Annotated in this window: 9 protein-coding genes; 3 read left to right on the top strand and 6 right to left on the bottom strand. The window is 43.5% G+C overall.

Going from position 1 to position 11,878, the window contains the following annotated elements:
• Nucleotides 1-165: 165 nt before the first annotated feature.
• Both MPH60_RS19450 and MPH60_RS19455 read right to left on the bottom strand, forming a co-directional pair.
• A complete protein-coding gene (locus tag MPH60_RS19450; RefSeq protein ID WP_034309928.1) occupies nucleotides 166-396 on the bottom strand; it encodes a CsbA family protein in 231 nt (76 codons plus the stop codon).
• Nucleotides 397-586: 190 nt separating this feature from the next.
• Nucleotides 587-2,170 (bottom strand): catalase, encoded by a 1,584-nt coding sequence (locus tag MPH60_RS19455; protein ID WP_241593212.1) that lies wholly within the window; start codon nucleotides 2,168-2,170, stop codon nucleotides 587-589.
• A gap of 277 nt (nucleotides 2,171-2,447) precedes the next feature.
• On the opposite strand from MPH60_RS19455, the gene MPH60_RS19460 reads away from it, so the two are divergent.
• A complete protein-coding gene (locus tag MPH60_RS19460) occupies nucleotides 2,448-4,670 on the top strand; it encodes an MMPL family transporter (protein ID WP_405390579.1) in 2,223 nt (740 codons plus the stop codon).
• A gap of 463 nt (nucleotides 4,671-5,133) precedes the next feature.
• Nucleotides 5,134-5,667: a YceI family protein gene (locus tag MPH60_RS19465; RefSeq protein WP_241593113.1), complete on the top strand. Its 534-nt coding sequence runs from the start codon at nucleotides 5,134-5,136 to the stop codon at nucleotides 5,665-5,667.
• Nucleotides 5,668-5,722: 55 nt separating this feature from the next.
• On the opposite strand, the gene MPH60_RS19470 is transcribed toward MPH60_RS19465, so the two are convergent.
• Nucleotides 5,723-6,778 carry a FecCD family ABC transporter permease gene (locus MPH60_RS19470; RefSeq protein ID WP_241593110.1) on the bottom strand — a complete coding sequence of 352 codons (1,056 nt, stop codon included), beginning with the start codon at nucleotides 6,776-6,778 and terminating at the stop codon, nucleotides 5,723-5,725.
• Nucleotides 6,775-7,779: a FecCD family ABC transporter permease gene (locus MPH60_RS19475; RefSeq protein WP_241593109.1), complete on the bottom strand. Its 1,005-nt coding sequence runs from the start codon at nucleotides 7,777-7,779 to the stop codon at nucleotides 6,775-6,777. Before MPH60_RS19475 ends, MPH60_RS19470 begins: the two co-directional genes overlap by 4 nt.
• 180 nt (nucleotides 7,780-7,959) lie before the next feature.
• Between MPH60_RS19475 and MPH60_RS19480 the strand changes: the two genes are divergently transcribed.
• Nucleotides 7,960-8,949: an ABC transporter substrate-binding protein gene (locus MPH60_RS19480; protein WP_241593107.1), complete on the top strand. Its 990-nt coding sequence runs from the start codon at nucleotides 7,960-7,962 to the stop codon at nucleotides 8,947-8,949.
• Between the two features lie 75 nt (nucleotides 8,950-9,024).
• On the opposite strand, the gene MPH60_RS19485 is transcribed toward MPH60_RS19480, so the two are convergent.
• Complete coding sequence (locus MPH60_RS19485) at nucleotides 9,025-10,218, bottom strand: PDZ domain-containing protein (RefSeq protein WP_241593105.1); 1,194 nt, start codon at nucleotides 10,216-10,218, stop codon at nucleotides 9,025-9,027.
• 213 nt (nucleotides 10,219-10,431) lie between these two features.
• Nucleotides 10,432-11,856, bottom strand: coding sequence for a S41 family peptidase (locus MPH60_RS19490; protein WP_241593095.1), 1,425 nt, complete (start codon nucleotides 11,854-11,856; stop codon nucleotides 10,432-10,434).
• Nucleotides 11,857-11,878 lie beyond the last annotated feature (22 nt).

Consider the following 11,878-nt stretch of genomic DNA (forward strand, 5'->3'; position numbering starts at 1 on the left):
TCCCTTCTATTTATTCCGGTTTGATAAAGCATATATACACATTCTACCACAATAGCCTTAAAACAAACCAGCAATAAGCGAACATCCATTCTATTTTTGTTTTTTGGAATTCATGATGTGTTGAGGGGAATGACAAGTTTGGGTACAAAAAAAGCACCTTTGGTGTCAGGCGCTCTTTGATGTACGTTTCATCATTCTTTTTGATAACCAAAATCCCACTGTAAGGGATAAGGCATCGACGATGATCAATAAGTTTGTATGCGTATAACCTTTATATGCGGAAGCTGTAATCAAGGCAACAGTTAAAACAAGGCCCACGACATTGTTATAGGTGACTCTTGAAAATAGCATGACAAGTAGACAAGGAAGGAAAAGGGCAGAAAGAATTTTAATCATTTTTTCATCTCCTTTATAAGAGAAAAATAGAGTAGTTTCAGTTTAAATGATTATCAAGTTTTTTGCCAATCAATTTCCCACTTGGTTTTCAAGGCATCATCAGAAGAACGTTCCACACATCCATCAATTATGCCCATAAAAAAAAGGGGCAAACCCCTTTAAAGGAAGTTTGCCTCTTTTTTAAATCCAATCAATATGGATCCGCTTCATGTCCTTTATTAACGGCGTCCTCAGGGTTATCCGTCCCACCAAGTGGTTTTGAAGATTCCGTATGTTCAGAAGCCGAGGCCAGTCCCTCTTTCAATCTGCGGCCATACTCTTCATCGGCCTCTTCGGCAAGTGCTATCATTTTTTCCTGAATGCGCTTGTCGGCAGGAGCCAATGCCGCCACTAAATTGGAAATTAAATCGTCCTTTTCCCAATCCTCGAATTCACGGAATGTTTCCCCGGCCTGTTTCGTATTATTTTGACGATCAATTGTCTCACGAACAAGTTTCCCTTCCACCATAGGTGTATACTCTTTGCCCGTCTGCTTGGCTTCTTTCAAGCCGCCGACAGTTGATGGTTCGTAGTTGATGTGGGGGCTTTGGCTGCCTCTGCCAACTTCATATTGCATCTGTCCGCCAGTCTGATTCGTGGCTGTTCGTTTCTTCGGAGCATTGATCGGCAATTGCAGATAATTCGCTCCAACACGGTGACGCTGTGTATCGGAATAAGAGAATGTACGTCCCTGTAACATCTTGTCATCGGAAAAGTCCAGTCCATCCACTAGGACACCCGTACCGAATGCAACCTGTTCGACTTCAGTGAAGTAGTCTTCAGGGTTTTTATTCAATACCATCGTACCGACATGCAGCCAAGGGAACTCATCTTTCGGCCAGATCTTCGTATCATCCAGCGGATCAAAATCCAACTCAGGATGATCATCATCACTCATGATCTGTACGTTGAGATCCCATTCAGGATAGTCCCCGCGTTCGATCGCTTCATATAGATCCTGTGTGGCATGATTGAAATTCGTAGCTTGAATTTCATTGGCCTCTTGCTGTGTCAGGTTCTTGATCCCTTGTTTCGGTTCCCAATGATACTTGACAAGTACTGCTTTCCCTTCCTCATTCACCCATTTATAAGTATTGACCCCTGACCCCTGCATCATGCGGTAGTTAGCTGGTATGCCCCATGGGGAAAACACGAAGGTAACCATATGGAATGTTTCAGGCGAACTCGAGCAAAAATCAAAAATCCTCCTGCCGTCCTGAATATTCGTGACCGGATCCGGTTTGAAGGCATGAATCAAATCCGGGAATTTCATGGCATCACGGATGAAGAAAATTTTCAAGTTATTGCCTACAAGATCCCAGTTGCCATCTTCCGTATAAAATTTAACGGCAAATCCCCTGGGATCACGTAACGTTTCCGGGGACGTCCCTCCATGAATAACAGATGAGAACCTTACGAATACCGGGGTTTTTTTACCTTCTTCCTGAAAAACCTTCGCTCTCGTATATTTTGAAATAGGCTCGTCCCCCGCTTTACCGGTAGGAACGAAATAACCATGTGCACCTGCACCACGGGCATGCACGACCCGTTCAGGAATACGCTCCCTATCGAAGTGGCTGATTTTTTCCAGGAAATCATAGTTCTCAAGTGTACTAGGTCCTCTGTTCCCTACAGTTCTAATACTCTGGTTATTCGTTACTGGATGCCCTTGTCTGTTCGTTAATGTTTCTTTCGATTCATCATTTGTTTTTTTAGATTTATCCGACAAAAAAATCCCTCCTCTGTTAATTAAATCCACAATACTACTATACTTTCCCCTATTCCCTATATTTCACTCCTCAATCTTCGAATTTAATGGAAATTAGTTAAAAAGTACTTTTCCCCCTATGTATTGATGGGCTTGCCAATAACAACTGGCCTGAAACATATAATGATAAGAAAGCTTTGAAGCATTTAGTAGAATAATGAGCGAGCATACCCATTTTTGCATAGGTCAACAGAACACCTTTATAATGAAATGAGGAAAAAATTCAAAAAGCGGGGTGCCTTCATTGGACGAATCAAAAATAGGAAGACTTGGCAGGATGATGACCGGAAAAACCGGTCGTTGGGTTGTCATTGCCGCATGGATCATTGCAGCAATCGCATTAACCTTCTCATTGCCTGCCGTTAATGACCGAACAGCAAATAACGCCTCAGACTTGCCTGAAGACTCACCTTCTGTCGTGGCTGATGAACTTATTAAAGAAGAGTTTCCAAATTCCTCTGGTATACCTGCCCTGCTTACATGGCATCGGGAAGGTGGACTGACAGAGGCCGACTTGGCCGAAATCCAGTATCTTTCCAAGGAACTGACAGATAACCCATTGACACAGCAATCTTTTTTACCGCCGCTTCATGAAATTCCGTTGCCTGCTCTTCAAGGATCGGTTTCAGAAGATGGAACGACTTTCGTACAGCCGCTTTTCTTTAAAGAAAAGACCGAGACGGAAATTCTTGAAAAAAATCTTGAAACCATTAATGAAGCAGTAACGGAACGCATTGGAACGGACCCTTTCAAGGTCCCGACGGATTCAGATGAATTATCCCTTCGAGTGACAGGCCCTGTAGGGATATCCGTCGATGCAACGGGATTATTTTCGGGTGCTGACTTCAAATTGCTATTAGCGACCGTAATACTTGTACTTGTCGTGTTATTACTTATCTACCGCTCCCCTCTTTTAGCCATCATTCCACTTATCGGAGTTGGCTTCGCCTATATTGTCACGAGCCCGATCCTTGGCTTCATGGCAGATCATGGTTGGATTACAGTCGATTCACAGGCCATTTCAATCATGACCGTATTATTATTCGGTGCCGGAACGGATTATTGCTTATTTTTAATTTCTCACTACAGAAGTGAATTAAGGAATCATGAAAGCAAACGGAAAGCAATGATCGCCGCATTTAAAGATTCATCAGGCGCCATTGCGATGAGCGGCCTAACGATCGTCATCTCCCTGCTAACATTGCTTGTAGCCAAATACGGAGCCTACCACCGTTTCGCTGTACCATTCAGCTTGTCGATTTTAATCATGATGCTGGCAGCTTTAACACTGGTACCGGCATTGCTTTCTGTATTCGGAAGGGCTTCCTTCTTCCCAATCGTTCCTCGTACCCCAGAAATGGAAGAAGCACGGGCCAAGAAAAAGGGAAAGGCCGTCAAAAAGCATAAAGAAGGCCGCATCGGTAACTGGATTGGACATATCGTCACAACCAAGCCATGGACCGTCATTCTTACATGCCTGATCATCTTCAGTGTTTTAGCAGGATATTCTTCACAAATAAAATATTCATATGATATCCTCTCTTCCTTCCCTGAAGATATGAACTCCCGTGAAGGCTATTCTGTCATTTCCGACTCGTACTCACCGGGCGAACTGGCACCGGCGACAGTGGTTGTCGATACGAATGGTGAAGATATTGATTTAGCACCAGCATTAAAAGAGATGGATATTGTTGAAGCTGTTGCCGATCCAGTCACAAGTAAATCGAATAAAGATCTGCAATCCTATGAGGTCACATTCAACATCAATCCATATGATATCGAGGCCATAGATTCAATTCCGGAAATCCGCACAATGGCGGAGAAAGAATTGAAGGCCGCCAATATATCTTCGGTTGATGAAAAGGTTTGGGTTGGCGGGCAAACTGCGACGCAATTCGATAAAAGGGATACCGTAAAATCCGATGAATTCTTGATCATCCCGATCATCATCGTCCTGATTTCATTGCTCCTTTTAGCCTACTTGCGATCTGTGACAGCCATGGTGTATCTAATGGGGACAGTCATTCTCTCATTCTTTGCAGCTATGGGCTTAGGTTGGATAATCCTGCACTATTTCATGGGTGTAGATGCGATTGAGGGGACAATTCCACTTTATTCTTTCGTATTCCTGGTTGCACTTGGAGAAGATTATAACATTTTCATGGTTTCAAGCATTTGGCGTAAGAAAGAAACGATGCCAATCAAGCAGGCCATCAGAAAGGGCGTTGCCGAAACTAGCGGTGTCATCACTTCCGCCGGAATAATCTTGGCAGCCACTTTTTCCGTTCTAGCAACACTTCCGATTCAAGTATTGGTCCAATTCGGGCTCATTACTGCACTTGGTGTGTTAATGGACACATTCATTGTGCGCCCGTTCCTTGTTCCTGCAATCACCTCCCTGCTTGGCCGCCGTGCTTTTTGGCCGGGTAAAGTGACCAATCAAGAAGAGAAAGAACAGACCAACTAATAAAGGTAGTCAGCTTTACTTTTCTTCATAACGAAACACCCTGTGCCCGATAAATGCACATGGTGTTATAGACAAAAGGGTTTTTACCTAAAATTTCAAAACAAAGTCGATTGGAACGGAAGGTGCGAGACTCCTGCGGGAAAAGCGCGTCGAGGGGAGACCCCGCAGGCGCAAGGCGCCGAGGAGGCTTCCGGACCGCCCGCGGAAAGCTAGTGCCTGGAGTTGAAATCATCATTCGAGTTTTATAAACCTTCATAAAAACTGAGACAAGCTTGATTTTCATCGAGTTTGTCTACAGTCTGAAGACCCTGTGCCCGATAAATGCACAGGGTTTTTCATGTTTTCAAAATTAAGGAAAACTTTCAGTTGACACTATTGCTTTCACCTCTTATAATTACATTAAGTTAAGATATCTCAAATTAAAGATATATAAATTCAAGATTAATAATTAGGAGGAATAATCATGACAAATACAAAATGGACAGTCGACCCGACTCACAGTGCTATTGAATTTTCCGTAAAACATATGATGATCGCTAAGGTAAAAGGAAGTTTTAATAAGTTCGAAGCAAACATTCTAGCAAACCCATCGGATCTAACAACTGCAGAGATCGATTTTACCGTTGATGTGGCCAGTATTGACACACGCAATGCAGACCGGGATAATCACTTACGTTCCGCTGACTTCTTTGATGTAGAAAAAAACCCTACATTAACATTCAAATCAACAAAAATTGTGAAAACGGATGAAGATGAATACGATGTTACTGGAAATGTGACTCTAAATGGAGTCACACAAGAAGAAACTTTCAGCATCACCTTTGAAGGCCAAGGGAAAGATCCATGGGGAAATGAAAAAGCAGGTTTTAGCGGAAAAGGGAAAGTTAAACGCAGTGATTATGGTCTAACCTATAACGCTGCTTTAGAAACAGGCGGTGTACTGATCGGCGATCAAATCACGCTTACCATCGAAATCGAAGTTGCTAAAGAAGCTTAATTAATAAAGAAGCAGCCATCCTAGGGATGGCTGCTTCTTTCTGTATTTACGCGATTTACGAATTCCTCGTTTTATAAAGTAAATAAATGAAGTACGGTGCCCCGATGCTCGCTGTGAAGACACCAGCCGGTATTTCCAAAGGTGAGAATAGGGTCCTTCCAATCAGATCCGCCACCATAACCAGGATGCCGCCAAGCAAAGCTGAAGTAGGCAGTAACACTCCAAAACTAGAACCAACAAGCCTTCTGGCCATGTGTGGGGCCATTAAACCAACAAAGCCTATTCCTCCAGCAAAAGCTGTGGAACCGCCAATCAAGGCCGTACTGATCATCAATAATGTAAACCGCTGTTTTTGGACATGTCCTCCAAGACCCGTTGCGAGGTCATCGCCTAGCTCCTGTAAATTAATATTTCTGGCATACAGGAAGGCGATTAACAGGAATAGAATTGTCCATGGTGCCAGTACAGCGATATTATTCCAGGTGGAGTTAGACACTGACCCCGTGATCCAAAGGTTGGCCTGGCTCGCTTGATAGACTGGGCCAAGAATCATCATCATCGTAGTGAGTGCTTTCATTAAAGCCATTACCCCAATCCCGATCAACACAAGCCTTATCGGGGGAACTCCATTTTTCCAGGCTAAGGAATATACAAGTAATGCCACGACTGTCGCCCCTACGAACGCAGCTAACGGCAGCCAATTGATGCTCACCGTTAATGAATGATTCTTATCGCTAAAAATGGCCAAGAAGCCAACGACCGCCACTGTCGCTCCTCCCGTTATCCCCAAGATATCAGGCGAAGCAAGTGGATTCCGAATCATCCCTTGAAGGATTCCGCCAGCTACAGCAAGTCCCATCCCCACCAACAGGGCAACAATTATTCTAGGCAGGCGGAAAGATTGGATGATAAGCCGATCGCTCTCCGTTCCCCCTCCGAAAAGGACCTGGATGACACTTAGCGGATTTATATTCATTTCACCCACTCCAGTGCTAATCACAAACACTAGTGAAGTGACTAAAAATAATATGAAAATCACGAACATAGCTTTTTTATCCATCAAGAATGATATTTTTTCATTAAACAAACGAAAGCTCTTATATGACTTCATCGACCGCTGAACCCCTTTCTAGCTATATAAATAAAGAATGGGGTCCCTATTATGGCTGTCATGACTCCGACCGGAACTTCTCGAGGCATCAGGATATACCTCGATATGACATCGGCTGCAATCAAAAGCACCGCCCCGAAAAGTCCAGAGAAGGGAATCAGCCAGCGATGATCGATGCCTACTATAGAACGGGTAAGATGCGGAACGACGATTCCTATAAAGCCAATCGGACCCGCAACCGCCACTGATCCGCCAGCGAGCAGGATGATTGCCAGCCCCAGAACCAGCTTAAGGAAAACTATATTCAATCCAAGACCTTTTGCAACATCCTCACCCATGGACAGCACATTCATTTTACCGGACATGATCAAGGCAAGGCCCCAGCCTACGACAAGATAAGGCAGGACGGCAACTAAATTGTCCAGACTTCTGCCGGAGACGGATCCGGCAAGCCAGAATAGGACTTGCTCTAAAAGAGCCTCATTTGAAACAAGAAGACCTTGTGTAAGTGAAGCTACCATGGCCGTCATGGCTGCACCAGCCAATGTCAGCTTCATAGGTGTCAAGCCGCCTCGTCCCATGCTTCCAATCATATATATGCTTATCGCTGCTATGGCCGCCCCAATGAATGACAGCCATGTGAATACTTGAAGATTGCTTATCCCAAAAACGGTGACCCCAGTGACAACCGCCAATCCCGCCCCGGCGTTGACCCCGAATATATCTGGAGATGCTAGGGGGTTTTTAGTTAGCGTTTGCATTAACACCCCCGAAATGGCCAAACTTGCACCGATTGCCGAAGCGATCAGGGCCCGCGGAAGTCTGACTGATTGAATGACAATGTGTTCATTCGTCCCATCAAAATCGGTAAAAGCATCGATGGCCAATTTCCATGTTGTATCTGTATAACCGTATACAATGCTTGAGCACAGTAAAAATAGCAGCAAAAGAATGGTAATGAACAGCCCCATCCATTTCTGCCATGAATTTTTTAATAACATATCCAGTTACCTTTCCAATCACGTTTGTATAGTAATATTTTACTGGTCTAAACAGGATTATGTCAACGAATTTGAGAATCATTTTCAATTATATATTGACAGAAAAGTATATTCATTTTATGATGATGCTGTTAAGTGCGAATGATTATCATTTGCCGGAAAATTGGGAGGGATACATAGATGTTTAGATTTAAGTCATTATTAACGATTTTTACAATATTTGCAGTCTTCCTTCTAGCAGCTTGCGGGAATTCGGATGAGAAAGCCGATGAAAATAAAGCTGAAGACAAGAAAGAAGAGAAAAGCTACACAATTGAGCATGCCATGGGTACTGCCGAGTTGAAAGAAACACCTAAAAGAGTTGTCGTTCTAACAAATGAAGGCACTGAAGCATTGCTTGCTTTAGGAATTAAACCTGTTGGTGCCGTTCAATCATGGCTTGGTGACCCTTGGTACGACCATATTAAAGATGATATGGATGGGGTCGAAGTTGTTGGTGTTGAACATGAAGTTAATTTAGAGAAAATCGCATCACTGAAGCCTGACTTGATTATCGGAAGCAAGATACGCCAAGAAGCTGTTTATGATAAATTAAATGCAATCGCTCCTACTGTTTTTTCGGAAACGCTACGAGGAGATTGGAAAGAAAACTTCAAACTATATGCAAAAGCCTTGAACCTTGAAGAAAAAGGGAACGATGTAATTGCAGAATTCGATAAAAACACAGCAGATCTTAAAGCTAAATTGGGTGATAAAGTAAATCAAGAGGTTTCCATTGTTCGTTTCATGGCTGGAACTACTCGTATTTATTACACAGATTCATTCTCTGGAGTGATTTTCGATCAATTAGGATTTAAACGTGCAGAACAACAGAAGGAACTGTTCACTGCAGATAATAAATTAGGTAACCTTGCCATTGAGGTTGGGAAAGAAGTCATCCCTAAAATGGATGGAGATATTCTCTTCTACTTCACTTACGCTCCTGAAGGGGACAAACAAGCCCTAAGCACAGCAAAAGAATGGACGAATGATCCACTTTGGAAAAACCTAGATGCAGTGAAAAACGGAAATGCCCATGAGGTTAGTGACGCAACATGGAATACAGCCGGCGGAGTAATTGCAGCTAATAAAATGCTTGAAGATATAGAAAAGATCATGCTTGAAAAGTAATAACATGTTTCTATTGAAAACGGCCTTTCTCGATATAATTCGAGAAAGGCCGTTTTATTTTATATTCATATGTCATTAACCCACTTGTCCGCTTTCTTTCAATTGATCGTCAACGAATAAGAGGCCCAATTCGTAATGCTCCCCGTCAAATAGAGCTCTTTGCACAAAACGGATCTGTTCATTATTATCGATGACCTCAAGTTTGCAATGTGCCCGGTTTATTTGGAGCGCCCTGTATAACTCTTCTTCTTCCCTGACGACGACACCATTTATTTTCGAAATGACCTCGCCTTTTTGCAACCCCATTTTATCTGCCGGGGATTGAGGGATAACGCCTAAGATCTGGACACCCAGCTTACTTTTCGAAAAATAAAAAGGAAGCTTTTGATCCATTGCCTTTTGGGAATAATGCAGAAATTCACGACCGAGGATTGCTAATACAGCCGTCATGATTGCCAATGGGGGATACCAGTAACCAGCTACCGCCAATATCGTAATCACCATTCCCAATGCCCCTACCTTTTTGCCTAGCGCCCTAATGGCCAGTTCCGGAAGCGTACCATGAACTTTTTGCTTAAAGCCGATTAAAATGGGCAGTACGATCGGCGATAAGGACATGTCCCCGATTGAAAAAACCGGATACCATTCGAAAGGCACTGGAAGTTGTCCTCCAGGAACCATAACGAACATGGGAATTAGCCAAATTCGCTGTGAAACATACACACCTATCGGTTGCCCCCTCTTGGATACCTCCAACTGAGGAGAGACCTTTTCACTTCCGTTCCCAACAATCAAAAATCCTTCAGCAATCAGTAATAACCCTATCAAAATAACAAGTGTCGGATATACGGACCGATCCAGCTGATTAAAGGCATCCTGAAATAACGTAAGCTTGATATCTCTATCATATAAAAAGAAAAGGATAAAGAAAGTGAGTCCCACTGTATAAACGGGGGAAACAAACCTCTTTTTCATGGATAGCATGGACAAAACCGTTACCGCTGCCATGATGAACAGCGCCGCCATAGGAATGGCGAGTCCAGTAGCCAGCGTAAGGAAGGAAAGGATCAATCCCCATATCACTCCTTGAGGCAACATGGAACGCAGCTCCATGGAAAAACTGTAGATCTTCGTATTAAAATCATGGCGTTCCCGTTTAACGCGAAGATAGCCGATGAATAAACAATAGGCAATCGATACATAAAGCAAAGGATGAAAGAAGAGTTTTCCTAATCCCATTAAGCATGCTATCAGCCAATCCGTTGTCAATTTCTTTCCACCATCCTCAAAAGTAATCAAAATTTTGTCAAATTTCGTTCTGGTCAGTTACCTCCTATTCTATCAAAAATGTAGCCTCCATGCCTATTAAGATGCAGAAAAAGTAGCTTTATCTTAAGTTTCCCCTAAACTGCCTCCATGTTCGCAGGCGGGACTCGAACGAATGCAAAAGAGGCACCGCTCCAAGGGAACGGTGCCATCAAGTTATTTCACTAAATAATTCAAAGCGGTGCGTAACTGAATATCATTATCTTCATCCTGGATCTTTTCCAGAATGGCAGATTCCAGATGTGCTGCGGTTTTAGCGTCCAGCTTACCAGTCACTTCCAAGCCAAATTGTTTTTGGAATGCTTTTACAGCAATTTCTGTATTCCAATCATAATATCCATCCTCACGGCCCGCTTCAAATCCAAGTCCTTTCAGAATGCTTTGGGCATACTGGATTTGTTCATCATTCATATCCCGCTGCAACACCTTCTCGATGGCCAGCTGATGGGCATCAAAATACTCCGGTTGTTTCACTTTGATTGTCGGTTCGATCCCCTTTTTATGGATCCAGTTTCCTGAAGGCGTCAGCCACTTATATAACGTAAGTTTAATCTTACTGCCATCCCCCATCGGTACAGCTTGCTGTACTGTGCCTTTCCCGAAGGTCTTCTCGCCAACCAATGGATAGCCTCCCGCCTCTTGCATCGCTCCGGCCAGGATTTCCGAGGCTGAGGCGCTGCCTTTATCCGTCAAGACGGCAATAGGATAACTTTTCGCTTTCTTAAGGCTTGTAAAAAACGATTGCGTTTCACCCGTTCTTTCTGCAATTTGCAAATAGGGCTTATCTTTTGTGATAAACTCGCCAAGAATCGTTTCCACACTAGAAAGAAGGCCGCCTGGGTTGCCGCGTACATCTATGACCAAGCCCTTGATTTCCTTCTTTTCCAGCTCCTTCATCTGCTTTTTGAAATCAGACGCAGTATTTTCCGAGAACGTGGTCAACTCGATATAACCGATTCGTTCTCCGGCAACTTCCTTAATTGATGAAAATACGGTATCCAATGGAATTTCGGCACGCACCATATTGAATTCAAGTGGCTTGTCCACCCCTGCCCGCTTTATTTCCATTTTGACGGGAGATCCTTTTTTGCCGCGGATTTTCAGGCGCGTTTCATACAGATCCAAACCTTCTACACTTTCGCCATTCACCTTAAGGATTTGATCTTTCGGCTTTAATCCAGCTTTTTCTGCAGGCGAGTCTTTGTAAGGAGAAACAATGATGACCTTACCATCTTCCATTCCGATTTCAGTACCGATTCCTTCAAAAGAGGAGTCCAGGGTTTCATTGAATTGCTTGGCGGTCTCCTTGTCCATATATACGGAATAAGGATCTTTCAGCGCTGACAGCATGCCCTGGATGGCGCCCTCCACCAAGTTGGAACCGTCCACCTGTTCTACATACTGACTTACGATCAAACCATAAGCTTGTTCCACCTTTGCCCATTCCTTATCCTTCGGTATTGCTTGGCTTTCATCTTTTGCTTCATTCTTGGCCGGAAGGCTTGTCCAATATATGCCCCCCATTGCTCCGATGGCTAGTGACATGATGATTACTAGAGGAAGTACCCATTTTTTGACCATATTTATCCCCATTTCTGACCTG

The sequence above is a fragment of the Peribacillus sp. Aquil_B1 genome (genome assembly GCF_022603275.1).
In the GTDB taxonomy this organism is placed as follows: Bacteria; Bacillota; Bacilli; order Bacillales; family DSM-1321; genus Peribacillus.

What these genes read in the sequence shown, in the direction of transcription:
- MPH60_RS19450 (WP_034309928.1), bottom strand. Translation starts at nt 396, where the DNA reads ATGATTAAAATTCTTTCTGCCCTTTTCCTTCCTTGTCTACTTGTCATG.
- MPH60_RS19465 (WP_241593113.1), top strand. Translation starts at nt 5,134, where the DNA reads ATGACAAATACAAAATGGACAGTCGACCCGACTCACAGTGCTATTGAA.
- MPH60_RS19470 (WP_241593110.1), bottom strand. Translation starts at nt 6,778, where the DNA reads ATGAAGTCATATAAGAGCTTTCGTTTGTTTAATGAAAAAATATCATTC.
- MPH60_RS19475 (WP_241593109.1), bottom strand. Translation starts at nt 7,779, where the DNA reads ATGTTATTAAAAAATTCATGGCAGAAATGGATGGGGCTGTTCATTACC.
- MPH60_RS19480 (WP_241593107.1), top strand. Translation starts at nt 7,960, where the DNA reads ATGTTTAGATTTAAGTCATTATTAACGATTTTTACAATATTTGCAGTC.
- MPH60_RS19490 (WP_241593095.1), bottom strand. Translation starts at nt 11,856, where the DNA reads ATGGTCAAAAAATGGGTACTTCCTCTAGTAATCATCATGTCACTAGCC.